Genomic DNA, 25,201 nt, shown 5'->3' on the forward strand with positions numbered 1-25,201 from the left:
TGCCGCCCGACAATAATGGAGATGATTATGAGCTATACCCTGCCATCCCTGCCGTACGCTTACGACGCCCTTGAGCCGCATTTCGACAAGCAGACGATGGAGATCCATCACACCAAACACCACCAGACTTACGTTAACAACGCCAACGCGGCGCTGGAAAGCCTGCCAGAATTCGCCAGCCTGCCTGCTGAAGAGCTGATCACCAAACTGGATCAACTGCCGGCTGACAAGAAAACCGTACTGCGTAACAACGCGGGCGGCCACGCTAACCACAGCTTCTTCTGGAAAGGCCTGAAAACCGGTACCACCCTGCAGGGTGACCTGAAATCCGCTATCGAGCGCGACTTCGGCTCCGTTGACAACTTCAAAGCTGAGTTTGAAAAAGCCGCTGCTACCCGTTTCGGCTCAGGCTGGGCGTGGCTGGTACTGAAAGGCGACAAACTGGCTGTGGTTTCCACTGCAAACCAGGACTCCCCGCTGATGGGTGAAGCAATCTCTGGCGCATCCGGTTTCCCAATCGTGGGTCTGGACGTGTGGGAACACGCTTACTACCTGAAATTCCAGAACCGTCGCCCGGACTACATCAAAGCCTTCTGGGACGTAGTGAACTGGGACGAAGCAGCAGCACGTTTCGCCGCTAAAAAATAAGGTTGCAAAGCCGTCTGTGAGAAGCGAGTCTGATGACTCGCTTTTTTTATATCCACAATCTGCGTAAGGAGCCGCGATGGACTATCCAGCTAACGTATTTATTGGAAAAATAAAGGATTATGACGGCAGTCGCCCGAGCGCGATTGCTAAAGTGCAGGTTGATGGCGAACTCACCCTCACCGAAAAGGGGCTGGTGGGCGATCAGCAGGCGGAGAAGAAAATCCACGGCGGGCCGGATCGCGCGCTGTGCCACTACCCACGCGAGCATTATGCGTACTGGGCAAGCGAATACCCTGACCAGGCCGGGCTTTTTGTCGCCCCGGCGTTTGGCGAAAACCTCTCTACTGAGGGGCTAACCGAGAAGAACGTCTTTATCGGGGATATCTTTCGCTGGGGTGACGCCCTGATCCAGGTGACCCAGCCGCGCTCTCCATGCTTCAAACTCAATTTCCACTTCGGGATCACCGATATCGCCACGCAAATGCAAAATGCCGGGAGAACCGGCTGGCTGTATCGGGTGATTGTCGCGGGTAAAGTTTCGGTGGATGCGCCCCTGACGCTGGTTTCCCGCCTGAGCGATGTCCCGGTGCATGACGCCTGCGCCATCGCCTGGCATATGCCCTTTGATGATGAGCAGTATCATCGACTGCTGTCGGCAGCGGGGTTATCGATCAGCTGGACCCGAACCATGCAGAAGCGGCGACTTAGCCACAAGATCGAAGACAATGCGCGGAGATTGTGGGGCAGATAATCTATCCTCTCCCCGTTGGGGAGAGGATAATTACGAACGCTTATACAACGGCAGCCAGAGCGTTAAACGCAATCCCCCCAGCGGGCTGTCGTCCGCTTTCACCCAGCCGCGGTGCTGCTGAATAGCGGTTTCGACAATCGCCAGACCCAGCCCGGTACCGCCTGATTCACGGTCACGCGCCTCGTCGGTGCGATAGAAGGGACGGAAAATCTGCTCGCGATCTTCCGGACTGACGCCAGGACCATCGTCATCGACGTTGATGGTGATCCCGTCTTTGTCCACCGAGAACGCCACCTCGATTTTGGTATGCGAATAGCGCAGGGCGTTACGCACGATATTCTCCAGCGCGCTCTCCAGCGTGTTGGGGTTACCGTACAGCGGCCATGGCCCCGGCGGGAAGTTGACGGTGAAGGATTTCCCCATCTGCTCCGCTTCGAATGCCGCGTTATCCAGCACCTCATGCCACAGATGATTGGCTTTCACCGTTTCGCTGACCAGCGCGTTTTTCTGCTGATTGCGGGACATCACCAGCAGGTCATTGATCATGCTGTCCAGACGATGCGCTTCGGTTTCGATACGCTCCAGCTCTTTGCTTTCTCCGCTCCGGCGGCGCAGCAGGGCGGTGCCCAGTTGCAGACGCGTCAGCGGTGTGCGCAGTTCGTGGGAGATATCAGACAATAGCCGTTGCTGGGTGGTCATCATCCGCTCCAGCGCGGTCACCATCTGGTTGAAGCTGGCACCCGCCGCCAGGAACTCCTGCGGCCCGGCTTCCAGTTCCGGATGTTGCCGCAGGTTGCCCTGTGCCACTTCATCCGCAGCGTTTTTCAACTTACGCGCCGGTTTCGCCAGGCTCCATGCCAGCCACAGCAGCAGCGGTGAACTCACCAGCATCGTGACAATCAGCAGCAGCAGCGGGCGGTCGAACAGCAGGTTGATAAAGTCGGACTGGGAGTTGCTCGCCGGGCGGATCAGATAGAGCTGGTAGTTATCTTCCCCGTCATTGACGGAGAATGGCCCCACCATCTCTACCCGACCATATTTTTTCTTTTGCGGATGATCGGCGTTATCCGCCTGGCCAATGAAGTTGCGGATGATCTGCATTTCATTGCGATCGGCTCCAATCACGCGGCCTTCGCTGGTGACCAGGAGCAGGCGTTGTCCGGGCGGCGCCCATTTTTCGATAGCGCGAAACAGCCTGCGCCACCACATCAAATCATTGGGCGGATCGATGGCCAGCTCTGCTTCCACGTGCTGCTCGATCATCACACCCTGACGTTGCTCGCTGTCGAGGAGCTCCGTCATCTGGCGTGAGTCGAGTTTAGGTAACATCAAAACCAGCATTAAAACGAGTGCCAGCGTCAGCCAGAAGATGGCAAAGATGCGGGCGGTTAAACTGCCTATCATGAAGCGGACACCATCAGATAGCCGCGTCCACGCAGGGTTTTAAACCACGGGTGACCATCCTTGCGCTCCGGTAATTTGCGGCGCAGGTTGGAGATGTGCATATCAATCGCACGGTCGAACGGCGTCAGGCGTTTACCCAGCACTTCCTGGCTCAGATGTTCACGCGATACCACCTGGCCGAGGTGCTGCGCCAGCAGATAAAGCAGGGTGAATTCGGTGCCGGTGAGTTCCAGCGCCTGGCCATCGAAGCTGGCTTCCTGGCGGCCCGGATTGAGGCTCAGGGAGTCGACTTCCAGCGTCGGCGAGCCGTTGTCGGTGTTCTGCTGCTGCTCGCTCCAGTGAGAACGGCGCAGGATCGCCCGAATACGCGCCACAAGTTCACGGTCGTTAAAAGGTTTAGGCAGATAGTCATCGGCACCCAGCTCAAGGCCGAGTACGCGATCGAGTTCGCTGCCGCGCGCGGTCAGCATAATCACTGGGGTCTGGTGTGTCTGGCGCAGCTCTTTAAGGGTGTCGATACCGTTCTTCTTCGGCATCATGACGTCGAGCAAAAGCAAGTCAATACTATCGTCGAGTTGACTCAGCGCCTGCTCCCCGTCATGGGCCACCGACACGTCAAAGCCTTCCATGTCGAGCAACTCCTTTAAAAGGGATGTCAGCTCTCGGTCATCATCAACTAACAGGATTTTATTCATTGTTTAAATACCTCCGAGGCAGAAATTACGTCATCAAGGCTCTCTAATCCATGACTTTACGTTGTTTTACACCCCCTGACGCATGTTTGCAGCCTGAATCGTAGACTGTCTCTCGTTGAATCGCGACACGAAAGATTTTGGGAGTAAGTGATGCGCAAAGTTACCGCTGCCGTCATGGCCTCAACGCTGGCGTTAAGTGCATTTAGCCAGGCTGCTGGAGTCATCACCGGCGATAACCGCCCCTCAACGGAGGGCATCGCGCAGCAGAGTGGCCAGGGCCATATGTTCGACGGCATAAGTTTAACCGAACATCAGCGTCAACAGATGCGAGATCTGATGCAGCGGGCTCGTCATGACCAGCCCCCTGTTAATGTTAGCGAAATGGAGACAATGCACCGCCTTGTCACCGCAGAAAATTTTGACGAAAGCGCTGTGCGCGCTCAGGCAGATAAAATGGCGCAGGAGCAGGTTGCCCGACAGGTCGAAATGGCCAAGGTCCGCAACCAGATGTTTCACCTGCTAACGCCCGAGCAGCAAGCGGTTTTGAACCAGAAACACCAGCAACGGATGGATCAGTTGCGGGAGGTTGCACGGATGCAAAAGAACGCTGAATCGACGCTTTTTAGTAGCAATACCCGTAGTAACCAGTAGACCCTGTTTTCCTTGCCATAGACACCATCCCTGTCTTCCCCCTCATGATGAGGGGGTTTTTTTTGCCCATCATTCAAACGTCGTAACCGTTTATTCATCCTAATGCCTCCTCTGCATCCGTTATACTAGCGGCATAGCATGACAGGAGTGTTTATGAATCAATCCTATGGGCGGCTGGTAAGCCGGGCCGCAATCGCTGCGACGATCATGGCGTCGTGCCTGTTAGTGATTAAAATTTTCGCATGGTGGTATACCGGTTCAGTCAGTATTCTGGCGGCGCTGGTCGATTCTCTGGTGGATATTGCCGCCTCGGTCACTAACCTGTGGGTAGTGCGCTACTCCCTGCAGCCGGCGGATGAAGAGCATACGTTTGGTCACGGCAAAGCGGAATCGCTGGCGGCGCTGGCGCAAAGCATGTTTATTTCCGGTTCGGCGCTGTTCCTCTTTTTAACCGGCATTCAGCACCTGTATACCCCGTCGCCGATGAAAGATCCCGGGGTCGGCGTGGTAGTGACGGTTATTGCACTTATTAGCACATTGGTTCTGGTAACGTTCCAGCGCTGGGTGGTGCGTAAAACACAAAGTCAGGCGGTACGGGCCGATATGCTTCATTATCAGTCTGATGTTATGATGAACGGCGCGATCCTGGTTGCGCTCGGTCTGGCCTGGTATGGCTGGCACCGGGCCGATGCACTATTTGCATTAGGGATTGGCTTTTATATTTTATACAGTGCGTTGCGCATGGGGTACGAGGCGGTGCAATCGCTTCTCGATCGCGCCTTGCCAGACGCAGAACGGCATGAAATCTTTGAAATTGTGACCTCCTGGCCAGGCGTCAGCGGTGCTCACGATCTTCGCACGCGGCAGTCAGGGCCGACCCGCTTTATTCAGATTCATTTAGAAATGGAAGATAACCTGCCGCTGGTTCAGGCACATCTGGTGGCTGAGCAGGTGGAGCAGGCGATTTTGCAGCGATTCCCGGGGTCAGACGTGATTATTCACCAGGATCCCTGCTCAGTCGTACCTAAGCCAGGCAATAGACATTTGAGCTTTCGTAATTCGTTGTAAAAAAGTGAACCAGGCCAGCATTTTGTGGAAAAATAACCGCCATATGGCCTGACCTGAATCAATTCAGCTGGAAGTGATTGATATACTATTTGCAGTATTCGTTGGTCGTCAGAAGTCTTCCGGCAACAGATTTCATTTTTGCATTCCTAAGTTCAGAGGTAGTCATGATTAAGAAAATCGGTGTGTTGACAAGCGGCGGTGATGCGCCCGGCATGAACGCAGCAATTCGTGGCGTAGTCCGTGCTGCGTTGACGGAAGGTCTGGAAGTTTTTGGTATCTATGACGGTTATCTGGGCCTGTATGAAGATCGCATGGTGCAGCTCGACCGCTACAGTGTCTCCGACATGATTAACCGCGGCGGTACCTTCCTCGGTTCCGCGCGTTTCCCGGAATTCCGCGAAGAGCGCATCCGTGAAGTGGCTATCGAGAACATGAAAAAACGCGGCCTCGACGCGCTGGTGGTTATCGGTGGTGACGGCTCCTATATGGGCGCAAAACGCCTGACCGAAATGGGCTTCCCGTGCATCGGTCTGCCTGGCACCATCGACAACGACATCAAGGGCACCGACTACACCATCGGTTTCTTCACTGCGCTGGGCACCGTTGTGGAAGCGATTGACCGTCTGCGCGATACCTCTTCCTCTCACCAGCGTATCTCCATCGTTGAAGTGATGGGCCGCTACTGTGGCGACCTGACCCTGGCAGCAGCCATTGCTGGCGGCTGTGAGTTCGTGGTGGTGCCGGAAGTCGAATTCAGTCGTGAAGACCTGGTCGCGGAAATCAAAGCCGGTATTGCCAAAGGTAAAAAACACGCCATCGTGGCGATCACCGAGCACATCTGCGACATCGAAGAGCTGGCTCGCTACATCGAAACCGAAACCAAGCGCGAAACCCGTGCCACCGTTCTCGGCCACATCCAGCGTGGCGGCTCCCCGGGTCCTTACGACCGTATCCTGGCCTCCCGTATGGGCGCGTACTCTATTGAGCTGCTGCAGCAGGGCTTCGGCGGCCGTTGCGTCGGGATTCAGAACGAAAAACTGGTTCACCATGACATCATCGACGCCATCGAAAGCATGAAGCGTCCGTTCAAAGGTGACTGGCTGGACTGCGCGAAAAAACTGTACTAATCAGCGATTTGTTGCCGGGTGGCGCTGCGTTTACCCGGCCTACAAAAGCAGGGTCAGTTGTCCTTGTAGCCGGGTAAGGCGAAGCCGCCACCCGGCTTTTTCACGCCTGTTGCCCATTTTTTATTCCACAAAGTTATAGCCAATCTTTTTTTATTCTTTAATCATTGATTCGCTTTCTGGCACGCTGCATTCATCAAACACAATATTAAGAGAGTGGGACGATGAACAAATGGGGCGTGGGGTTAACTTTACTGCTGGCATCGACCAGCGTTCTGGCAAAGGATATCCAGTTACTGAACGTGTCTTACGATCCGACACGTGAGCTGTACGACCAGTACAACAAGGCGTTCGCCGCTCACTGGAAACAGGAAACCGGCGATAACGTGGTGATCCGCCAGTCGCACGGTGGCTCCGGTAAGCAGGCGACCTCGGTGATCAACGGTATCGAAGCCGATGTGGTGACCCTGGCGCTGGCATATGACGTGGACGCTATCGCGGAACGCGGTCGTATCGATAAAAACTGGATCAAACGTCTGCCGGACAACTCTGCGCCATACACGTCCACCATCGTTTTCCTGGTCCGTAAAGGCAACCCGAAACAGATCCACGACTGGAACGACCTGGTTAAGCCGGGCGTGTCGGTGATCACCCCGAACCCGAAAAGCTCCGGCGGCGCTCGCTGGAACTACCTGGCCGCCTGGGGCTACGCCCTGCACCACAACAATGGCGACCAGGCTAAAGCCCAGGATTTTGTGAAGTCGCTGTTTAAAAACGTCGAAGTGCTGGACTCCGGCGCGCGTGGCTCAACCAACACCTTCGTGGAACGCGGTATTGGCGATGTGCTGATTGCGTGGGAAAACGAAGCCCTGCTGGCGACCAACGAGCTGGGTAAAGACAAGTTTGAAATCGTGACCCCGAGCGAATCGATTCTGGCTGAGCCGACCGTCTCTGTGGTCGACAAAGTGGCGGATAAGAAAGGCACCAGGGCCGTGGCGGAAGCCTACCTAAAGTATCTCTACACCCCGGAAGGCCAGGAGATCGCCGCGAAGAATTACTACCGTCCACGTGATGAAGCGGTGGCGAAGAAGTATGAAAATACCTTCCCGAAATTGAAGCTATTCACTATTGATGAAGAGTTCGGCGGCTGGACCAAAGCGCAGAAAGATCACTTCTCGAATGGCGGTACTTTCGATGAGATCAGCAAGCGTTAATCATCCATAGCGTTTGAAAGCCCGGCAGAATCATACTGTCGGGCTTTTTTGTTTGTCATTAAAGTGCGTTACTCTTTTGGTTCAACCGAAAACAGGGAACGCGTCATGAAAAAAGCTGTTTTACTTCTCCTGGCGCTGGTGGTGGTGACGAGTGTCATTGTCGGTGTCTGGCTCAAGACCGCCGGTCATCCTGATGCGTTACGCTATATTGTTCTCGACCAGTGTCTGCCCGGACAGCTGCAACACCGCAATCCCGCCCCCTGTGCCCAGGTAAAGCCCGATGCAGGCTACGTGGTCTTCAAGGATCGCAACGGCCCGCTGCAGTATCTGCTGATGCCAACGTACCGGATCAATGGCAGCGAAAGCCCCTTGCTGACGAAGGCACAGACCCCCAACTTCTTCTGGCTGGCATGGCAGGCGCGCAGTTTTATGCGTCTGAAGCACGGCGCGGAGATACCCACCAGCGCGGTATCGCTGGCCATCAATTCGCGGGTCGGGCGCACGCAAAATCATTTTCATATCCATATCTCTTGTCTGCGCCCGGACGTGCGTCAGAAGCTCAATGCTCACCAGGGGAAAATCAGCACCCAATGGCTGCCGTTCCCCGGCGGGCTGGAAGGGAACGAGTATCTGGCGCGTCGGGTGACGGAGGCGGAGCTGGTGAAACGTAGCCCGTTCATGATGCTGGCCGAAGAGGTTCCTGATGCGCGCAAGCATATGGGGCGCTACGGCATGGCGATGGCGCAGCAGGCGGATGGGTCGTTTATCCTGCTGGCCACCGAGCGCAATCTGCTGACGTTAAACCTCGCCTCCGCTGAGGAATTGCAGGATCATCAATGCGATATCCTGAAGTGATCCCACCATAAATAGCGTTTACTCCCGCTGCCTGCCGCCGTAGACTTGCTGAAAAATTCTACAGGAGACAGGCATGTCGCTCTGGTTCACCCACCCGCTGTTTCTGCCCTCGCTGATTATCGTCGTCACCATCATCCTGTGGGCAACCTCCCTGCTGCCGGAATTTCTCACCGCGCTGCTGTTCTTTACCGCGGCGATGATCGCTAAAATTGTGCCGCCGGAGGTGATCTTCGGCGGCTTTGCCTCGTCGGCATTCTGGCTGGTGTTCAGCGGATTTGTGCTGGGGGTGGCGATCCGCAAAACCGGGCTGGCGGACAGGGCGGCGCGGGCGCTGTCGTCCAGGCTCACCGACTCCTGGCCGCTGATGGTGGCCAGCGTGGTGCTGCTCACCTATGCGCTGGCCTTTGTAATGCCCTCCAACATGGGGCGCATCGCGCTGCTGATGCCGATTGTGTCGGCGATGGCGAAGCGGGCCGGCATAGCCGACGGCTCCCGGGCGTGGTTTGGCCTCGCGCTGGCGGTGGGCTTTGGCACCTTCCAGCTGTCGGCCACCATTCTCCCGGCCAATGTGCCCAATCTGGTGATGAGTGGGGCGACGGAAGGCTCGTACGGTATCCATCTCAACTATGTCCCGTACCTGCTGCTGCACACGCCGGTGCTGGGCATTCTCAAGGGTCTGATTCTGATCGGCCTGATCTGCTGGCTGTTCCCTGGCGCCCCAAAACCGGTGAAGGATCTGACGCCGCCGGCGCCCATGGGTCGCGATGAAAAGCGTCTCGCCTGGCTGCTGGCGGTGGTGCTGGTGATGTGGGTAACGGAGAGCTGGCACGGGATTGGTCCGGCGTGGACCGGGCTTGCGGCGTCGCTGGTGGTGATGCTGCCGCGGGTAGGCTTTATCACCGGGGAGGAGTTCTCGGCCGGGGTGAACATGCGGACCTGTATTTATGTGGCGGGCATCCTTGGACTGGCGATCACCGTGACGCAGACCGGGATTGGCAATGCGGTGGGTGAGGCGCTGATGCGGGTGATGCCGCTGGATGCCGATGCGCCGTTCACCAGTTTCCTCGCGCTGACCGGCATTACCACCGCGCTGAATTTCATCATGACCGCCAACGGGGTTCCGGCGCTGTACACCACCCTGGCGCAAAGCTTCTCGGACGCTACCGGCTTCCCGTTATTGTCGGTAATTATGATTCAGGTACTGGGGTACTCCACACCGCTGCTGCCGTATCAGGCGTCACCGATTGTGGTGGCGATGGGGCTGGGGAGGGTGCCTGCCCGGGCGGGGATGCTGCTCTGCCTGGCGCTGGCGCTGGTAACCTATCTGGTACTGCTGCCGCTGGATTATCTGTGGTTTAGCGTGCTGGGGAAATTATAAAAAAAGCCCGGTGGCGCTGGCGCTTACCGGGCTTACCGGGCTTACAGAACTGTAGGGCGAGTTAGCGAAGCGCCACCCGCCGCAAAGGTTTTTTACGCCTGTTTAGCCGCTTCTGCTGCTTTAACGATCACCGCGAAAGCGTCAGCTTTCAGGGATGCGCCGCCAACCAGCGCGCCGTCGATGTCCGGCTGGGTGAACAGCTCAGCAGCGTTTGCTGCGTTTACGGAACCGCCGTACTGGATGATCACTTGCTCAGCCACTTTCGCGTCTGCTTTAGCAATGTGGTCACGGATAAATTTGTGAACTGCCTGAGCCTGCGCTGGGGTGGCAGATTTGCCGGTACCGATCGCCCATACTGGCTCGTAAGCAATAACCGCGCCTTCGAACGCGCTCGCGCCCTGAGTGGTCAGCACGGCGTCGATCTGACGTGCGCAGACTTCTTCCGTTTTGCCCGCTTCGTTTTCGGCTTCGGTTTCACCGATGCACAGAACCGGGATCAGACCCTGCTCTTTCAGCACAGCGAATTTTTTAGCGATGAATTCGTCGGACTCTTTGTGGTAGGTACGACGCTCAGAGTGGCCGATGATGATGTATTTCGCGCCGATATCTTTCAGCATTTCAGCGGAGGTTTCACCGGTGAACGCGCCAGACAGGTTAACGTCAACGTTCTGAGCACCCAGCACGATGTGGCTGCCGTCAGCGGCATGTTTAGCCATATCCAGGTACATGTCCGGCGGAGCGATCGCAACAGCACAGCCCGTCACGCCAGCCAGCTCTTTACGCAGGTTAGCTACCAGCTCGTTTACCATGTGGCGGCTGCCGTTCAGTTTCCAGTTACCCATCACTAAAGGATGTCGCATTTCAATTCTCCACGCTCAAGAGCGAATTAAGGAATATGGCCACCCGGCTGGGCAGCATGGTCTGTGAATCAGTATAGAGATTTTCCCTCGAAAGGCTTTGCTTTTTGTCATTAATTCGCCCCGCCGAGGGTCTCAGATAACGCCAGCTTAATCGGTTCAACAGCGAAGGTCAGCCCCTTTTCGCCGTTATCTGCCACCACATAGCGAACCGCGCCTTCTGTTTCGGCGTAGTAACGTTTGTTTTTACCGGCAGCCAGCAGCTTTTGCAGCTTTTGCTGGCTTTGTGATTTGGTCAACGCCGGGGTAAACGCCCGTAAAATGGCGCTCATGTACTCCAGCGCTTTGGCTTTGGCGGCTTTCTGCTCCGGCCCCTGGATCGGCAGCCAGGTGATCTGCATGCTTTTGATTTTGAGCGTTCCGCGTTCCAGCGCCGTTGAAGCGTACAAATTCTCATTAATCTTGCTGGCGGCGCGGGTCAGATTGGGGGTATCGCGGGTGCCATCTATGGCACGAAACTCATTCAGCGACAGAGTGGGGTTATCGCTATTGAAGCCCTCGCGGAACAGGCTAATGGATTGATCAAACGACGGCGCGCCCGGCATCACGTAGGGAGCGGTTGCCGGTGCGGATGTCTCGGCAGCGCGCAAAGAAACGCTCGCGCACGACAGCGTTAAACCCAGCCAAATAAGGTGAAACCACATCTTCATCAATAAAGTCTCTGAATGTTACTGTGACGATTAAAACGATATCTGGCTGGCTTGTCAAAAGGATGCGACTCCAGGGTAAACTACGCTCCGCAATGATACTAAGGAACCTGGCATGACCATACAGCAGTGGTTGTTTTCATTCAAAGGGCGTATTGGGCGCCGTGATTTCTGGATCTGGATTGGCGTATGGATTGTCGCCATGCTGGGTCTGTTTATTCTTGCCAATAACGCGTGGCTGAACACCCAGACGGCGGCATTCGCGCTGGTTTCGCTGCTGTGGCCGACCGCAGCGGTATTAGTGAAACGTCTGCACGATCGGGGTCGCTCGGGGCTATGGGCGCTGCTGGTGGTGCTGGCGTGGATGCTACTGGCGGGCAACTGGTCGATGCTGCCTTCCATGCTGCCGTGGGTGGTTGGCAGGCTGATCCCGACCATTATTTTTGTGATGATTATTGTCGACCTGGGCGCGTTTGTGGGCACCCAGGGCGAGAACAAATACGGCAAAGATACGATCGACGTAAAGTACCGTTAATTACCAGTAGTGCTCTGCAGTCATATGGCCCGGCCGACGGCGTAAATGCTTGGTCATCTGCCGGGTCTCTTTCAACAGCTGTTGGGTATCGCGCACCATCTGCGGGTTGCCGCACAGCATCACATGGCTGGTCTCAGCGGTCATCGGCAGGCCAACAGCGGCTTCCAGTTCACCGTTTTCAATCAGCGCCGGTACGCGTCCGGTCAGGGAACCTGGCACCGTTTCGCGACTCACCACCGTCTGAATTTTCACTTTCCCTTCGTAGCGCTTCTGCAGTTCCAGCATCTGTGGCAGATAGCTCAGATCAGCGGCATAGCGCGCGGCATGTACCAGCACGATGTTTTTAAAACGTTCCAGGTCTTTCCCGTACTGCAGGATCGACAGATACGGGCCAATGGCGGTACCGGTGGCCAGCATCCACAGGGTGTCGCAGTCCGGAACTTCCTCAAGCACGAAGAAACCAGCGGCTTCGCTGACGATCTGGATCTCATCGTCTGGTTTGAGGGCCGCCAGGCGCGGGCTGAGTTTGCCATCGGGGACGGTGACAAGGTAGAACTCGAGATCCGGATTATCCGGCGCGTTGACATAGGAGTAGGCGCGCTGCACGCGTTCGCCGTCGATTTCCAGCCCCAGCTTGGCAAATTGCCCGGCAGTAAAGGGATGAATGGGCGCATGGACGGTGAGACTAAATAGCGCATCGGTCCAGAACTCTACCTTTTTGACTTTACCTGTTACCCAGTCTGCCATGATGTTCTCCTGTGCTGATCTCGGGTTCTATCTTCCTTACCTGAGAGGGAGATTTCCAGCCCGTGGGGGCCGGAAAGCTCAATTGATCAAATGGTTTTACAGAATGTGGGTCTGCACGTCGGGATCTTTGCGGTCGAGATAGTGAATCGACTGAATGCGGCGAATGGTGCGTGATTTACCGCGGATCAGCAGCGTTTCGGTGGTGGCCATATTGCCTTTGCGGGTGATGCCGTCCAGCAGATCGCCTTTAGTGATGCCGGTGGCCGAGAAGATGACGTTATCGTTGCGCGCCATATCATCCAGACGCAGCACGGTATTGGCCTCGATGCCCATTGCGGCACAGCGGGCCAGCTCCTGCTCACCGATACGGCGGTTCTCTTCGCTGTCGCCTTTCACGTCGTGACGGGCCAGCAGACGCCCCTGCATATCGCCGTCGAGAGCACGGATCACCGCGGCGGAAACCACCCCTTCCGGCGCGCCGCCGATGCCATACAGCACGTCGACTTCGCTGTCCGGCATGCAGGTGAGGATAGAGGCCGCCACGTCACCATCGGGAATAGCAAAGACGCGCACACCCAGCTGCTGCATATGGGCGATCGTTACATCATGACGCGGTTTTGCCAGGATGGTGACCGTCAGTTCGCTGAGCGGTTTATTGAGCGCGGCGGCGATATTGCGCAGGTTATCCGCCAGCGGCAGATTGAGATCGATAACCCCTTTGGCGCCCGGCCCGACAATCAGCTTTTCCATATACATATCGGGCGCATTGAGGAAGGTGCCTTTATCGCCCACGGCCAGCACGGCCAGGGCGTTAGCCTGCCCCATGGCGGTCATGCGGGTGCCTTCAATCGGGTCGACGGCGATATCCACCGCGTCGCCGTTGCCGGTTCCGACTTTCTCACCGATAAACAGCATTGGCGCTTCGTCGATTTCGCCTTCGCCAATCACGATAGTGCCGTCGATGTTGACCTGGTTAAGCATAATGCGCATGGCATGGACGGCTGCACCGTCGGCGATATTTTTGTCGCCACGGCCAAGCCACTTGTAGCCTGCCAGGGCGGCGGCTTCGGTCACGCGGGAGAATTCGATAGCAAGTTCACGTTTCATGGGGTACTCGTGCGGTCAAAAGGAATTGCACGAAGTTTATCACAGAGTGGGGTGGGGTGCGGGCTGGGGACCCTCTCCCCACAGGGAGAGGGAATATGAAGTGGATTAGGACTCGTCGTGCTCTTCCCACGCCAGCGCGCGTTTCACGGCTTTCTTCCAGCCGCTGTAACGGTAGTTGCGCTCGGTGGTTTCGATGCCCGGGCGGAATTCACGCTCGATGACCGCTTTCTCCTGCAGCTCATCCAGGTTCTGCCAGAAGCCGACCGCCAGACCGGCAAGGTAAGCCGCCCCCAGCGCCGTTACTTCACGCACTTCCGGGCGCTCCACGCGGGTGCCCAGAATGTCAGACTGGAACTGCATCAGGAAGTTGTTAGCCACCGCGCCGCCGTCGACACGCAGGGCGTGCAGACGAATGCCGGAGTCGGCCTGCATCGCTTCCAGCACGTCACGGGTCTGATAGGCAATCGACTCCAGCGTGGCGCGGATGATGTGGTTAGAGTTCACCCCACGCGTCAGGCCGAAAATCGCCCCGCGGGCATACGGATCCCAGTACGGCGCACCCAGACCGGTAAAGGCCGGTACCACATACACCCCGTTAGTATCTTTCACCTTGGTGGCGAAATACTCCGAGTCGAAGGCATCGCTGATAAGCTTCATCTCATCGCGCAGCCATTGGATAGAGGCCCCGGCCATAAACACCGCGCCTTCGAGAGCGTAGTTCACCTCCCCGCGCGGGCCGCAGGCGATGGTGGTCAGCAGACCATGCTCTGATTTCACCGCCTTCTCGCCGGTATTCATCAGCATGAAGCAGCCGGTGCCGTAGGTATTTTTCGCCATCCCTTCTTTGACGCACAGCTGGCCAAACAGCGCTGCCTGCTGGTCACCGGCGATCCCGGCAATCGGAATACGGGTGCCGCCTTTACCGCCGATATTAGTCTGGCCGTACACTTCAGACGATTTACGCACCTGCGGCAGCATGGCGCGCGGGATGTCCAGCGCGTCCAGCATTTTTTCATCCCAGTCCAGCTCATGGATGTTGAACAGCATGGTGCGCGAGGCGTTGGTGTAATCAGTGACGTGGACGCGACCCTGGGTCATCTTCCAGATAAGCCATGTGTCCACGGTGCCGAACAGCAGTTCGCCGCGTTTAGCGCGCTCGCGGGAGCCTTCAACGTGGTCAAGGATCCACTTCACCTTGGTGCCGGAGAAGTACGGGTCTACCACCAGGCCGGTGGCGCTGCGCACGTACTCTTCCATGCCGTCGCGCTTGAGTTTCTCGCAGATATCCGCGGTACGGCGGCACTGCCAGACGATGGCGTTATAAATCGGCTTACCGGTTTCGCGTTCCCAGACAATGGCGGTTTCACGCTGGTTGGTGATGCCAATTGCGGCAATCTCATCGGAACTGATATCGGCTTTCGCCAGCACTTCAACCAGCGTTGAGCTTTGCGATGCCCAGATCTCCATCGGGTCGTGTTCAACCCAGCCTGGCTTAGGATAGATTTGCTCGAATTCGCGCTGTGACACGCTGACGATATTCGCGTCATGATCCATAACGACAGCGCGGGAGCTGGTCGTGCCCTGGTCGAGCGCAACGATATATTTTTTGTCGGTCATTTTATGAGTCCCGTAGTCAGATTACAGCGAAGCTTTTGATTCAGTCGGGGAGAGGCTTTTATTCTCCTCAACCACACAGGTGTCGCACGGCAGATGGCGTCCAATTAGCTTACGATAGCCGAATGCGCCCAGCGATGCCCCAACGATTGGGCCGAACAGCGGCACCAGGAAATAGGGAATATCTTTCGCGCCGGTAAAGGCCACATCGCCCCAGCCTGCGAAGAAGGCAAAGGTCTTCGGCCCCAGGTCACGCGCCGGGTTCATGGCGAAGCCCGTCAGCGGCCCCATGGACGCACCGATCACCGCAATCAGTAAACCGATCAGCAGCGGTGCCAGCGGCCCGCGCGGAATGCCGTTGCCATCATCGCCCAGCGCCATGATGACGCCCATCAGAATCGCGGTGATCACCATCTCAACTGCGAAGGCCTGCACAAAGTTAATGTGCGGATTCGGATAGGTAGAGAAGATACCTGCCAGGTCAAGGCTCTCGACGCTGCCGCGTACCATATGGTGTGTCTGTTCGAAGTCAGCAAACAGATTGTAATAGAGCCCGTAAACTAACGCTGCGGCGCAAAAGGCACCGGCAAACTGCGCCACAATAAAGGGAACAACCTTGCGTTTGTCGAAGCAGGCAAACAGCCACAGCGCGATGGTTACCGCAGGGTTGAGATGGGCACCTGAAACACCTGCCGTCAGGTAGATTGCCATCGCCACTCCCAGACCCCAGATGATGCTGATCTCCCACTGACCGAAGCTGGCGCCCGCCACTTTTAGCGCCGCCACGCATCCTACGCCAAAGAAAATCAACAACCCAGTACCCAGGAACTCTGCGATGCACTGGCCTTTTAAGGTTGATGTTTCACTCATAATCGGATCCTGAAAGAATAATAATGGTTATTGTCATCGCGCCGATCGTCACAATCGCCACGATGTCCTGTAGTCACAGTGTTAATTTATCGTTAACGAGCAAAAACGAGAAATATCGAACTTAAAATGTGTGTGCCGCGTCAACAAAATGAGCGATAACGCGCCATTAAGTGTGCGTTAGTGTTTACAGGCCAGGACGGGACGAAGCATTCCATTAACTAAAGTGTTAACAATTTAGAGGTATATGACGCGAACGCACCAGGAGGAGGCTGAAAAGTGTTGCAAACCGCAATCTGCGCGGTCTGCCGCTGGACAGGGAGGGCGGGGCTCCATACAATCGACACCAGGTGTTGTGCGCGTTTACGTCAAGCGTCGCCTTGCAAATTCAGGAGAGGTAGCATTATGTCGTTAGAAGTGTTTGAGAAACTGGAATCGAAAGTACAGCAGGCGATTGATACCATCACCCTGCTGCAGATGGAAATCGAAGAGCTGAAAGAAAAAAACAACGCGCTGTCGCAGGAAATTCAGACTGCCCAGCACGGTCGCGAAGAGCTGGAGCGTGAAAACCACCACCTGCGCGAACAGCAGACTGGCTGGCAGGATCGTCTGCATGCCCTGCTGGGACGTATGGAAGAGGTCTAATTCCCGTCATCTTTCACGTCGTAGCGGCGTTGGCTGCGCGCATTCACCCCAGTCACATAGTTATCTATGTTCCTGGGGATTCATTTGCTTGCCGCCTTGCTACACCGCGAAAGCTATAGGGAATAAGCAGAATTTGTAGGCCGGGTAAGGCGAAGCCGCCACCCGGCTTTTTATTACTCAATATCCAGCGGATCTTCAGACAGGATAATGCCGGTGTTATCGGCATACAGATGGTCACCGGAGAAGAACGTCACCCCGCCGAAATTGACGCGCACGTCGCTTTCGCCAATGCCATCACCTGCGGCACCTACCGGAATAGCGGCAATTGCCTGAATGCCGATGTCCAGCTCTTCGAGGTCATCTACCTGGCGCACCGCGCCATAGACCACCATGCCTTCCCACTCATTTTGCGTGGCGAGACGGGCAAGTTCTGCATCGATTAATGCGCGACGCACGGAGCCGCCGCCGTCGATCAGCAGAATGCGACCACGGCCGTTTTGTTCAAACAGATCGTACAGCAACCCGTTGTCCTCAAAACATTTCACCGTGATGATCTGTCCGCCAAACGACGACCGTCCTCCAAAGTTGGAAAACAGCGGTTCTACGACGTTAACATCTTCCTGGTAGATGTCACAAAGCTCAGAGGTATCGTATTTCATAGGCTTAAGGTTCAGTTGCTGCGAGTGATTTCAGTATATCGCGCGAAACGCATTGTTGGCAAAATCATCAATTGTTAATTGATATTTGTCAGCTAACGTAGCGTCTGGCTAAGCACAATCCCAATCACGAACAACAGGTTAGTCAGTAACGCCCCTTTTACCGTGCGTTCCAGCATTGGCGGCATCGCCGAGGCGCTCTGCTCGCGCATTACGAAACGCGCCTGTTTCACCAGCAGCGGCGTGGCAAGCACAAACAGCCAGCCCCAGACGCTGTGCAGTGATATCAGGTTAAACAGCGCCAGACAGAGCAGGGCACCCATCAGCAGGCAGGCGTGATACCGGCGCGCATTCACCGGCCCAAGACGCACCGCCAGGGTGTTTTTGCCGTTCAGCCGATCGCTGTCGATATCGCGCAGGTTGTTAATATTCAGCACCGCCGTCGCCAGCATGCCGCAGGCGGTTGCCGGCAGGACCAGAGCAGGGATCAGCGTATGCGCCTGTAGATACCAGCTGCCCATCACGCTCAGCCAACCGAAGAACACCAGCACCGAAATATCGCCCAGCCCGATGTAACCGTAAGGGCGAGTGCCGACGGTATAGGTGATCGCCGCGATAATCGCCAGCAGGCCCAACACCAGGAAGCCAACCGCATCCGCCGGGGTTTTACAGGCCACCAGCACCAGCGCAATCCCGGAGAGACAAATTAGCACCACGGTGATAATCAGCGCTTTCTTCATCTGCGCCTGGGTGATCACCCCTTTCTGCATTCCGCGCAAGGGGCCGATACGGTCGGGCTTATCGCTACCTTTGACGGCATCGCCATAGTCGTTGGCGAGATTGGAGAGGATTTGCAGTAGCCCGGCGGTGATTAGCGCCAGCGCCGCCACCAGGGGATCGAAATGTCCCTGCCACCACGCGAGGGCCGTACCCACCACGATGGCGGCGAAGGCGAGAGGAAGGGTTTTAGGGCGCAGGCTTTCCAGCCAGGCACGCGTACGGCTGATTTCTGTCATAGGATTATTAGCCAATAAAAATGGGGCTTTTCAGCCCCATCATCAGTGATGAAAATGCAATGACCGCGATTATAAGATAAAACGGCTCAGATCTTCATCTGCTACTAAAGCATCAAGGTGCTTACTCACATAGTCAGCATCAATGGTAATGCTTTGACCATTCAGGTCGCTCGCATCATAAGAGATGTCTTCCATCAGGCGTTCCAGCACGGTGTGCAGACGACGCGCACCGATGTTTTCGGTGGTTTCGTTAACCTGCCATGCCGCCTGGGCGATACGCTTGATACCGTCTTCGGTGAACTCAATGTTCACGCCTTCGGTGGCCATCAGCGCTTTGTACTGCACGGTGATGGAGGCGTTTGGCTCGGTCAGGATGCGCTCGAAGTCTTCGGTAGTCAGCGCCTGCAGCTCAACGCGAATGGGCAGACGACCCTGCAGCTCCGGGATCAGGTCAGACGGCTTCGCCACCTGGAATGCACCAGAAGCGATAAACAGGATGTGGTCGGTTTTCACCATGCCGTGCTTGGTGGAGACAGTGCAGCCTTCAACCAGCGGCAGCAGGTCACGCTGTACGCCTTCACGGGAGACATCCGGACCGTTGGATTCACCGCGCTTACAGATTTTATCGATCTCATCGATAAACACGATACCGTGCTGTTCAACGGCGTCGATGGCGTCCTGCTTCAGCTCTTCCGGATTCACCAGTTTCGCCGCTTCTTCTTCAATCAGCAGCTTCATCGCGTCTTTGATTTTCAGCTTACGCGGCTTCTGCTTCTGCCCGCCCAGGTTCTGGAACATGGACTGCAGCTGGCTGGTCATCTCTTCCATGCCCGGAGGAGACATGATTTCCACGCCCATTGGCGCAGCAGCGAGATCGATCTCAATCTCTTTGCCATCCAGCTGGCCTTCACGCAGTTTTTTGCGGAATGCCTGGCGTGCAGCGGACGGCTCAGCAGGCTGTTCGTTCTGGCCCCAGTTATTTTTCGCCGGTGGGATCAGCACATCCAGAATGCGCTCTTCCGCCATCTCTTCGGCGCGATAGCGGTTTTTCTCGATGGACTGGACGCGCACCATTTTAATCGCAGAATCGGTCAGATCGCGGATGATAGAGTCCACTTCTTTCCCGACATAGCCTACTTCGGTGAACTTGGTCGCTTCGACTTTGATGAACGGCGCATTAGCCAGTTTCGCCAGGCGACGGGCGATCTCGGTTTTACCGACACCGGTCGGGCCGATCATCAGAATGTTTTTCGGCGTGACTTCATGGCGCAGCAATTCATCCAGCTGCATACGACGCCAGCGGTTACGCAGGGCAATTGCCACCGAACGCTTGGCGTTATCCTGGCCGATAATGTGTTTGTTCAGTTCGCTGACAATTTCGCGTGGGGTCATTTCAGACATGGGAGATCCTTACGCTTTTGAGTTCAATTCTTCGATGGTATGGAAGTGGTTGGTGTAGATACAGATATCACCTGCAATACCCAACGCCTTCTCGGCAATTTCACGAGCGCTCAGCTCGGTGTTTTCCAGTAACGCGCGCGCAGCGGCCTGGGCGTACGGGCCACCGGAGCCGATCGCAATCAGATCGTTTTCTGGCTGCACCACGTCACCGTTACCGGTGATGATCAGCGAGGCATTTTCATCGGCCACCGCCAGCAGCGCTTCGAGCTTGCGCAGCATACGGTCGGTACGCCAGTCTTTCGCCAGCTCAACGGCGGCTTTCACCAGATGGCCCTGATGCATTTCCAGTTTGCGTTCAAACAGTTCAAATAGCGTGAAGGCGTCAGCAGTACCGCCTGCAAAACCGGCGATCACTTTGTCGTTATACAGACGACGCACTTTTTTCACGTTGCCTTTCATGACGGTATTACCCAGTGTGGCCTGGCCATCACCGGCAATCACCACCTGGCCGTTACGGCGTACACTTACTATTGTTGTCACGAGCAGACCCCCTGGTTACAAAATCGGGAAACAGAAGCCCTGAGCCAGTGCTCAGGGCTGAATAGAATGATAGATGGGGGGGATTTTGGGGGTTTCAACCCCCGGAGGCGAGTCGAATGCAGTTTGTGTGACCCGCCATCTTCAGACGAGAGATGGTGCCATCGGCGTTGTCTTTGCCTTTGACCGGGCCAATCACCACGCGATTCCAGCCGTTGTTGGTGGTGATGCGTGAATCAAAACCTTCGAAAGCCAGCTGCGCACGCACGGTTTCTGCCTGCTCTGCGCCTTTGAAGGAGCCGCACTGCACCATCCAGCGGCGTTCGTCTTTCTTCTCAGCCGTCTGCTTTGGCGCCTCGGTCTCTCTGGTGATCGGCGCGGCCTGCTGCGTTTTCGGTGCCTGGGCGGTGGTATGTGTCGGGGTCTGCAACAGATCCTGATACGGCTGATTTTGCTTAGGCGGCTGCGCTTTCGGCTGCTGCACCGGCTGAGTCTGCGCGGTACGCGGCTGTTGATACGGCTGTTCCGCTACGCGCGGTTGCGTTTTCGGCTGCTGTACCGTCTGGCTCTGCGCCCACTGCTGTTGTTGTTGCTGCTGAGCTTGTTGCTGTGCCTGGCGCTGACGCTGTAGCTGCAGCGTTTGCTGGCGCTGTGCTGGCGTCTGCTCATTCCACGGCACTTCATTGAGCTGGGTAGGCTGCTGGCGCATATCGGCCTGCATCTGTGCCAGCAGCTGGCGCTGTTCGTTGGTTAACTGGGTAGGATCCTTCACCTCGCCACCGGCAGACGGTTCTGTCGGCGCACGCACGCCCGGCTGGCGGCTCTCAAGCTCTTTAATATAACGCCAGCGCTCTTCCGGTTTCGGCGGTAAGCCATTGCCGACAACTTTATTGCCCTGCAGCGCTTCGGCTTCTTCTTTTTTATGGTGCGTAATGAACCAGAGGCCGCCGATGAATGCCACCAGTACCGCCGCCGCAATCGCGACCATGGCAGGCGAGACCGCAGGCATGCTGCGTTGCGGTTTCCGTGAGCTACTCTTTTTGCGTCGCGAAGGTGCCGGCTGGCCGCGACGTACATAATCTCGTTGTGCCACTATCGTTTCGCTGTATTTATTCATTTGTCAGCCCGTCATGTTACTTAAGCGACGGGCCTTTGACCAGATGAGGACGTCTGAAAGGCGGCGGCTTTACGTTAGCGCCCGGGTTGAACCGCGAACAATCAATTCACAGTCCAGTAAACGGGAGCCGCTGCTGACCGTTTGACCGTTCAGTTGATCCAGTAACAACAGCATCGCTTCCCGGCCTATCTCATAGCGCGGCTGCGCCACGGTCGTGAGCGGTGGATCGCAAAACTCAGACAGGGAAATGTTATCGAAGCCAATGATGGAGAGATCTTTCGGCACATTCAGGCCATGGCGCTTGGCATACGAGAGCGCGCCCAACGCCATCACGTCGCTGTGACAGAACACCGCGGTGGGCGGCTGTGGCAGCGAGAGCAGTTTTTCCAGTGCCAGCCCGCCTGCGGCATAGGTAAAATCGCCCCGGGCAATGTAGTGCGGATCGACCGTCGCCCCGGTACGGCGCAGCGCCTGAACGTAACCCTGCAGGCGATAATGGCACAGCGGCATCTCTTCCGGCCCGGCGATACAGCCGATGCGCTTATGGCCCAGCTCCTGCAGATAGTTCACGGCATTAAACGCGGCGGTGAGGTTGTCGATGTGAACGGTAGGCAGTTCCAGCTCAGGGGCGAATTCGTTGGCCATCACCATCGGCGGCAGATTGCGCTGCTCTTCAATGCTGGCATCGAAGGGCAGACGTGAGCCGAGCAGCAGCATGCCGTCGATCTGCTTGGTAATAATCAGGTCGATGAAGGTTTTTTCCTGCTGATTCTGGTGGGCGCAGTCGCCAATCAGCACCAGGTAGCCCTGTCCCGCGGCGGTCACTTCGATGCCGCGGATAATTTCGCTGAAAAAGGGATCGCAGATGTCGGGCACAATGACCAGGATGGTGCGGGATTCGTTACGTTTGACGTTACGGCCCATCGCCTGAGGCAGATAACCCACCTCCAGCGCAGCCTGCTCAACACGATTACGTGTGGTCTGAGAGACTTTATCGGGATTCATTAAGGCTCGGGATACCGTTGCCGTTGAGACTTTTGCTTTCAGGGCAACATCTTTCATGGTCGCTGAGGCGACCTCTTTCCTGGACTTCAACCTCTTCTCCTCGCCGGCGTATCACCGCTCTTCTGACTGAGTCAGTTTTATCAGATTGCGAATGGAAGCGGTTACAGAATTTTCATAAAAAGTGTGAGGCATGTTTAATTTTTCGATCCGCCTCCCACCATTTTTTAGCTTTCGATAGGATCGACGTCCAGCACCCACTTCACTTTGCGCGCTTCCGGCAGCGTATTAATTAAGGCTAACGTTCCGCTGACGATATGTTGCAGGCGGATCCGCGACGGATGTTGCAGCAGGATCTGCCAGCGATAGCGCCCGCCGCGTTTCGGGGCCAGCGCCGGAACCGGACCTAAAATCCACAGCTGATTATCCACCAGCGGGCTGGCCTGCAGCAGGTTGCGCAGCTGCTGGAGGAACAGCGGGGCCTGCTGGTTGTTGTGATCCTCGGCGCGGATAATCACATGGCTGGTCCAAGGCGGGAGCTGCAGAGTCTGGCGTTCGGCCAGCGCCTGCTCGGCGAAGGCGTCGTAGCCTTTATGCAGCAGGGTTTGCAGCAGCGGGTGTTCGGGATGGTGGGTTTGCAGCACCACTTCGCCCTGCTTACCGGCACGCCCGGCGCGGCCTGCCACCTGGGTGTAGAGCTGGGCAAAGCGCTCTGCGGAACGGAAATCCGCCGAGAACAGCGCGCCGTCGACATCCAGCAGCGCCACCAGGGTGACGTCCGGGAAGTGATGCCCTTTCGCCAGCATCTGGGTGCCAATCAGAATGCGCGCCCCGCCGCGATGGACTTCTGCCAGCTGCTGCTCAAGCGCCCCTTTGCGGCTGGTGGTATCGCGGTCGATACGCGAGATCGCCACACCCGGGAAGAAGGGGATTAACGCCTGCTCGAGCTGCTCGGTACCCAGCCCGACCGGCACCATATGCGTCGAGCCGCAGGAGGGACACTGACGCGGGATCGGGCGCTGGCTGTCGCAGTGGTGGCAGCGCAGGTGATGCTGGGCCTGATGCAGGGTGTAGTAGTGATCGCAGCGCGGGCATTCGGCTATCCAGCCGCAGTCATGGCACAGCAGCGCCGGGGCAAAGCCGCGACGGTTGAGAAACAGGATCACCTGGTTGTTGGCCTGCAGATGCTGACGCATGCGGGTAATCAACGCCGGGGCTAATCCCGCCTGCACCTGCTGACCTTTCAGATCCAGCACATGCTGCACGGCGGGACGCGCATTCCCGGCCCGGCGCGTCAGGCGCAGCATATGGTATTTGCGCTGGCGCACGTTGTGCAGCGTCTCCAGCGCCGGGGTAGCCGAGCCGAGAATAATCGGGATCTGCTCGCTGTGGGCGCGGTACACCGCCAGGTCGCGGGCGTGATAGCGCCAGCCTTCCTGTTGTTTATAGGAGCTGTCGTGCTCTTCGTCGATAACGATCACGCCCAGATTCTTAAACGGCGTGAACAGGGAAGAACGAGTGCCAATCACAATCGCCGCTTCGCCGTTGCGGGCTTTCAGCCAGGCGCTGAGGCGCTCGCTGTCGTTTAAACCGGAGTGCAGCACCTCCACCGGGGCGTTAAACCGCTCGCGAAAACGGGCGATGGTCTGTGGGGTGAGGCCGATTTCCGGGACCATCACCAGGGCCTGCTTCCCCTGCGCCAGCACGTTTTCCAGCACGCTCAGATAGACTTCGGTCTTACCGGAGCCGGTAACGCCCGCCAGCAGCCAGGCCGAGAAGCGATCGGACGCGCTGTGGATCGCCCCGACGGCGGTGGCCTGTTCGGTATTGAGACGCAGGCGGTCACCCGCCACGCTAAAGCCGTCGCGCCAGTCGACCAGGGCCGGGGCTTCGCAGGCCAGCTCGCTCAGCCCCTTTTTGCGTAAGCCCTGCAGCGCCGCGTCGTTAAAATCGAGGCTCTCGACCTGATGACGCCAGATCCTGCCCTGACGCAATGCCGCCAGGGCCTGCTGCTGTTTCGGGGAGCGTTTCAGGCTGTTGATATCCACCGCCTGGCCCTGCTCGGTGGCAAACCAGTACCACATCGGCGCGTGGCTGGCGTTTTTGCCCTGCCGCAGCAGAATGGGTAAGGCGTGGAACAGCACATCGCCAATGGGATGGTGATAGTAGTCGGCGGCCCACAGCAGCAGGCGCCAGACGCTGGAGGAGAAGACCGGCTCGTCGTCCAGCACCTCCACCACGCTTTTCAGTTCCGCGAGGGGCAGCTCGCTTTGCTGGCTCACGGCGACCACAATGCCTATCCGCTGCTGTTTGCCAAACGGCACCGTCACGCGACAGCCCGCTTTGGCCTGCATGTTATCTGGCAGCAGGTAATCAAAGGTACGGGGAAGCGGAACGGGCAGGGCAACGTGAGCAACGGGCATCGAATCTTCCTGACTTGAAAAGTGGCGCGTTAGTATACACATTAGTGAAAGGCGGCGGGCGGATCAGTTTGCATACCCTGGTTAAATTCTGTATGATTCGCCGCCTTTGGTGCACTTTGCATCAAAGAACTTACATTCAACATCGCGTGGTGTCTGGCGTTAGGGCTGGAAGAGCGACGCGG

Annotated in this window: 25 protein-coding genes; 10 read left to right on the plus strand and 15 right to left on the minus strand. The window is 56.9% G+C overall.

Annotated features, from left to right (window positions below):
- Positions 1 to 27: 27 nt before the first annotated feature.
- Both sodA and yiiM read left to right on the plus strand, forming a co-directional pair.
- A complete protein-coding gene (gene sodA / locus M8318_RS02210) occupies positions 28 to 648 on the plus strand; it encodes a superoxide dismutase [Mn] (protein WP_106995768.1) in 621 nt (206 codons plus the stop codon).
- Between the two features lie 76 nt (positions 649 to 724).
- A complete protein-coding gene (yiiM, locus tag M8318_RS02215; protein WP_262660848.1) occupies positions 725 to 1,399 on the plus strand; it encodes a 6-hydroxyaminopurine reductase in 675 nt (224 codons plus the stop codon).
- 30 nt (positions 1,400 to 1,429) lie between these two features.
- Here the strand turns inward: yiiM and cpxA are convergent, their stop codons facing one another.
- The gene (gene cpxA, locus M8318_RS02220) at positions 1,430 to 2,803 is read right to left on the minus strand and encodes an envelope stress sensor histidine kinase CpxA (protein WP_106995770.1); all 1,374 of its coding nucleotides are present in this window, start codon (positions 2,801 to 2,803) and stop codon (positions 1,430 to 1,432) included.
- Complete coding sequence (cpxR, locus tag M8318_RS02225) at positions 2,800 to 3,498, minus strand: envelope stress response regulator transcription factor CpxR (protein WP_106995771.1); 699 nt, start codon at positions 3,496 to 3,498, stop codon at positions 2,800 to 2,802. The genes cpxA and cpxR overlap by 4 nt, the downstream gene beginning before the upstream one ends.
- Positions 3,499 to 3,648: 150 nt before the next feature.
- Here cpxR and cpxP point away from each other — a divergent pair, with 150 nt between their 5' ends.
- The 6 genes from cpxP (at position 3,649) to M8318_RS02255 (ending at position 9,788) form a co-directional block, all read left to right on the plus strand.
- Complete coding sequence (gene cpxP, locus M8318_RS02230) at positions 3,649 to 4,149, plus strand: cell-envelope stress modulator CpxP (RefSeq protein WP_106995772.1); 501 nt, start codon at positions 3,649 to 3,651, stop codon at positions 4,147 to 4,149.
- Positions 4,150 to 4,302: 153 nt separating this feature from the next.
- Complete coding sequence (gene fieF, locus M8318_RS02235) at positions 4,303 to 5,217, plus strand: CDF family cation-efflux transporter FieF (RefSeq protein WP_262660849.1); 915 nt, start codon at positions 4,303 to 4,305, stop codon at positions 5,215 to 5,217.
- 164 nt (positions 5,218 to 5,381) lie between these two features.
- Positions 5,382 to 6,344, plus strand: a complete 963-nt coding sequence (pfkA, locus tag M8318_RS02240) for a 6-phosphofructokinase (protein ID WP_106995774.1) — start codon at positions 5,382 to 5,384, stop codon at positions 6,342 to 6,344.
- A gap of 221 nt (positions 6,345 to 6,565) precedes the next feature.
- Entirely contained in the window at positions 6,566 to 7,555 is a 990-nt protein-coding gene (locus tag M8318_RS02245; RefSeq protein ID WP_262660850.1) for a sulfate ABC transporter substrate-binding protein, read from the plus strand.
- A 105-nt stretch (positions 7,556 to 7,660) separates the two neighbouring features.
- The gene (locus tag M8318_RS02250) at positions 7,661 to 8,410 is read left to right on the plus strand and encodes a CDP-diacylglycerol diphosphatase (protein WP_262660851.1); all 750 of its coding nucleotides are present in this window, start codon (positions 7,661 to 7,663) and stop codon (positions 8,408 to 8,410) included.
- A gap of 73 nt (positions 8,411 to 8,483) precedes the next feature.
- Positions 8,484 to 9,788, plus strand: coding sequence for an SLC13 family permease (locus M8318_RS02255; protein WP_262660852.1), 1,305 nt, complete (start codon positions 8,484 to 8,486; stop codon positions 9,786 to 9,788).
- Positions 9,789 to 9,880: 92 nt separating this feature from the next.
- Here the strand turns inward: M8318_RS02255 and tpiA are convergent, their stop codons facing one another.
- Positions 9,881 to 10,648: a triose-phosphate isomerase gene (tpiA, locus tag M8318_RS02260; RefSeq protein ID WP_106995778.1), complete on the minus strand. Its 768-nt coding sequence runs from the start codon at positions 10,646 to 10,648 to the stop codon at positions 9,881 to 9,883.
- Positions 10,649 to 10,758: 110 nt separating this feature from the next.
- The gene (locus M8318_RS02265; RefSeq protein ID WP_262660853.1) at positions 10,759 to 11,355 is read right to left on the minus strand and encodes a YiiQ family protein; all 597 of its coding nucleotides are present in this window, start codon (positions 11,353 to 11,355) and stop codon (positions 10,759 to 10,761) included.
- 112 nt (positions 11,356 to 11,467) lie between these two features.
- On the opposite strand from M8318_RS02265, the gene M8318_RS02270 reads away from it, so the two are divergent.
- Positions 11,468 to 11,887, plus strand: a complete 420-nt coding sequence (locus M8318_RS02270) for a DUF805 domain-containing protein (protein WP_106995780.1) — start codon at positions 11,468 to 11,470, stop codon at positions 11,885 to 11,887.
- On the opposite strand, the gene fpr is transcribed toward M8318_RS02270, so the two are convergent.
- The 4 genes from fpr to M8318_RS02290 all read right to left on the minus strand — a co-directional run bounded on the left by fpr (position 11,888) and on the right by M8318_RS02290 (position 16,225).
- Positions 11,888 to 12,634, minus strand: a complete 747-nt coding sequence (fpr, locus tag M8318_RS02275; protein WP_106995781.1) for a ferredoxin--NADP(+) reductase — start codon at positions 12,632 to 12,634, stop codon at positions 11,888 to 11,890.
- A gap of 96 nt (positions 12,635 to 12,730) precedes the next feature.
- The gene (gene glpX, locus M8318_RS02280) at positions 12,731 to 13,741 is read right to left on the minus strand and encodes a class II fructose-bisphosphatase (RefSeq protein ID WP_262660854.1); all 1,011 of its coding nucleotides are present in this window, start codon (positions 13,739 to 13,741) and stop codon (positions 12,731 to 12,733) included.
- A gap of 105 nt (positions 13,742 to 13,846) precedes the next feature.
- Positions 13,847 to 15,358, minus strand: coding sequence for a glycerol kinase GlpK (gene glpK, locus M8318_RS02285; RefSeq protein WP_262660855.1), 1,512 nt, complete (start codon positions 15,356 to 15,358; stop codon positions 13,847 to 13,849).
- Positions 15,359 to 15,379: 21 nt separating this feature from the next.
- Positions 15,380 to 16,225 carry an MIP/aquaporin family protein gene (locus M8318_RS02290; RefSeq protein WP_262660856.1) on the minus strand — a complete coding sequence of 282 codons (846 nt, stop codon included), beginning with the start codon at positions 16,223 to 16,225 and terminating at the stop codon, positions 15,380 to 15,382.
- 402 nt (positions 16,226 to 16,627) lie between these two features.
- Here M8318_RS02290 and zapB point away from each other — a divergent pair, with 402 nt between their 5' ends.
- Positions 16,628 to 16,867: a septal ring assembly protein ZapB gene (gene zapB / locus M8318_RS02295; RefSeq protein ID WP_106995785.1), complete on the plus strand. Its 240-nt coding sequence runs from the start codon at positions 16,628 to 16,630 to the stop codon at positions 16,865 to 16,867.
- A gap of 173 nt (positions 16,868 to 17,040) precedes the next feature.
- On the opposite strand, the gene rraA is transcribed toward zapB, so the two are convergent.
- The 7 genes from rraA to priA all read right to left on the minus strand — a co-directional run bounded on the left by rraA (position 17,041) and on the right by priA (position 25,019).
- The gene (rraA, locus tag M8318_RS02300) at positions 17,041 to 17,526 is read right to left on the minus strand and encodes a ribonuclease E activity regulator RraA (RefSeq protein WP_106995786.1); all 486 of its coding nucleotides are present in this window, start codon (positions 17,524 to 17,526) and stop codon (positions 17,041 to 17,043) included.
- Positions 17,527 to 17,618: 92 nt separating this feature from the next.
- Complete coding sequence (gene menA, locus M8318_RS02305; RefSeq protein WP_166184833.1) at positions 17,619 to 18,539, minus strand: 1,4-dihydroxy-2-naphthoate polyprenyltransferase; 921 nt, start codon at positions 18,537 to 18,539, stop codon at positions 17,619 to 17,621.
- A 69-nt stretch (positions 18,540 to 18,608) separates the two neighbouring features.
- Positions 18,609 to 19,940 carry an HslU--HslV peptidase ATPase subunit gene (hslU, locus tag M8318_RS02310; RefSeq protein WP_262660857.1) on the minus strand — a complete coding sequence of 444 codons (1,332 nt, stop codon included), beginning with the start codon at positions 19,938 to 19,940 and terminating at the stop codon, positions 18,609 to 18,611.
- A gap of 9 nt (positions 19,941 to 19,949) precedes the next feature.
- Positions 19,950 to 20,480, minus strand: a complete 531-nt coding sequence (gene hslV, locus M8318_RS02315) for an ATP-dependent protease subunit HslV (RefSeq protein WP_090465309.1) — start codon at positions 20,478 to 20,480, stop codon at positions 19,950 to 19,952.
- Positions 20,481 to 20,574: 94 nt separating this feature from the next.
- Positions 20,575 to 21,570, minus strand: coding sequence for a cell division protein FtsN (ftsN, locus tag M8318_RS02320; RefSeq protein WP_262660880.1), 996 nt, complete (start codon positions 21,568 to 21,570; stop codon positions 20,575 to 20,577).
- A 93-nt stretch (positions 21,571 to 21,663) separates the two neighbouring features.
- The gene (gene cytR, locus M8318_RS02325) at positions 21,664 to 22,689 is read right to left on the minus strand and encodes a DNA-binding transcriptional regulator CytR (RefSeq protein WP_262660858.1); all 1,026 of its coding nucleotides are present in this window, start codon (positions 22,687 to 22,689) and stop codon (positions 21,664 to 21,666) included.
- Positions 22,690 to 22,823: 134 nt separating this feature from the next.
- Positions 22,824 to 25,019 carry a primosomal protein N' gene (priA, locus tag M8318_RS02330; protein WP_262660859.1) on the minus strand — a complete coding sequence of 732 codons (2,196 nt, stop codon included), beginning with the start codon at positions 25,017 to 25,019 and terminating at the stop codon, positions 22,824 to 22,826.
- Between the last annotated feature and the right edge of the window lie 182 nt (positions 25,020 to 25,201).

This window comes from Leclercia tamurae (assembly GCF_025566055.1).
Taxonomy (GTDB): domain Bacteria; phylum Pseudomonadota; class Gammaproteobacteria; order Enterobacterales; family Enterobacteriaceae; genus Enterobacter; species Enterobacter tamurae.

What these genes read in the sequence shown, in the direction of transcription:
- fpr (WP_106995781.1), bottom strand. Translation starts at nt 12,634, where the DNA reads ATGGCAGACTGGGTAACAGGTAAAGTCAAAAAGGTAGAGTTCTGGACC.
- priA (WP_262660859.1), bottom strand. Translation starts at nt 25,019, where the DNA reads ATGCCCGTTGCTCACGTTGCCCTGCCCGTTCCGCTTCCCCGTACCTTT.
- M8318_RS02290 (WP_262660856.1), bottom strand. Translation starts at nt 16,225, where the DNA reads ATGAGTGAAACATCAACCTTAAAAGGCCAGTGCATCGCAGAGTTCCTG.
- M8318_RS02255 (WP_262660852.1), top strand. Translation starts at nt 8,484, where the DNA reads ATGTCGCTCTGGTTCACCCACCCGCTGTTTCTGCCCTCGCTGATTATC.
- M8318_RS02250 (WP_262660851.1), top strand. Translation starts at nt 7,661, where the DNA reads ATGAAAAAAGCTGTTTTACTTCTCCTGGCGCTGGTGGTGGTGACGAGT.
- zapB (WP_106995785.1), top strand. Translation starts at nt 16,628, where the DNA reads ATGTCGTTAGAAGTGTTTGAGAAACTGGAATCGAAAGTACAGCAGGCG.
- fieF (WP_262660849.1), top strand. Translation starts at nt 4,303, where the DNA reads ATGAATCAATCCTATGGGCGGCTGGTAAGCCGGGCCGCAATCGCTGCG.
- M8318_RS02270 (WP_106995780.1), top strand. Translation starts at nt 11,468, where the DNA reads ATGACCATACAGCAGTGGTTGTTTTCATTCAAAGGGCGTATTGGGCGC.
- glpX (WP_262660854.1), bottom strand. Translation starts at nt 13,741, where the DNA reads ATGAAACGTGAACTTGCTATCGAATTCTCCCGCGTGACCGAAGCCGCC.
- pfkA (WP_106995774.1), top strand. Translation starts at nt 5,382, where the DNA reads ATGATTAAGAAAATCGGTGTGTTGACAAGCGGCGGTGATGCGCCCGGC.
- yiiM (WP_262660848.1), top strand. Translation starts at nt 725, where the DNA reads ATGGACTATCCAGCTAACGTATTTATTGGAAAAATAAAGGATTATGAC.
- M8318_RS02265 (WP_262660853.1), bottom strand. Translation starts at nt 11,355, where the DNA reads ATGAAGATGTGGTTTCACCTTATTTGGCTGGGTTTAACGCTGTCGTGC.
- hslU (WP_262660857.1), bottom strand. Translation starts at nt 19,940, where the DNA reads ATGTCTGAAATGACCCCACGCGAAATTGTCAGCGAACTGAACAAACAC.
- cpxR (WP_106995771.1), bottom strand. Translation starts at nt 3,498, where the DNA reads ATGAATAAAATCCTGTTAGTTGATGATGACCGAGAGCTGACATCCCTT.
- sodA (WP_106995768.1), top strand. Translation starts at nt 28, where the DNA reads ATGAGCTATACCCTGCCATCCCTGCCGTACGCTTACGACGCCCTTGAG.
- rraA (WP_106995786.1), bottom strand. Translation starts at nt 17,526, where the DNA reads ATGAAATACGATACCTCTGAGCTTTGTGACATCTACCAGGAAGATGTT.
- glpK (WP_262660855.1), bottom strand. Translation starts at nt 15,358, where the DNA reads ATGACCGACAAAAAATATATCGTTGCGCTCGACCAGGGCACGACCAGC.
- cpxA (WP_106995770.1), bottom strand. Translation starts at nt 2,803, where the DNA reads ATGATAGGCAGTTTAACCGCCCGCATCTTTGCCATCTTCTGGCTGACG.
- tpiA (WP_106995778.1), bottom strand. Translation starts at nt 10,648, where the DNA reads ATGCGACATCCTTTAGTGATGGGTAACTGGAAACTGAACGGCAGCCGC.
- menA (WP_166184833.1), bottom strand. Translation starts at nt 18,539, where the DNA reads ATGACAGAAATCAGCCGTACGCGTGCCTGGCTGGAAAGCCTGCGCCCT.
- cpxP (WP_106995772.1), top strand. Translation starts at nt 3,649, where the DNA reads ATGCGCAAAGTTACCGCTGCCGTCATGGCCTCAACGCTGGCGTTAAGT.
- M8318_RS02245 (WP_262660850.1), top strand. Translation starts at nt 6,566, where the DNA reads ATGAACAAATGGGGCGTGGGGTTAACTTTACTGCTGGCATCGACCAGC.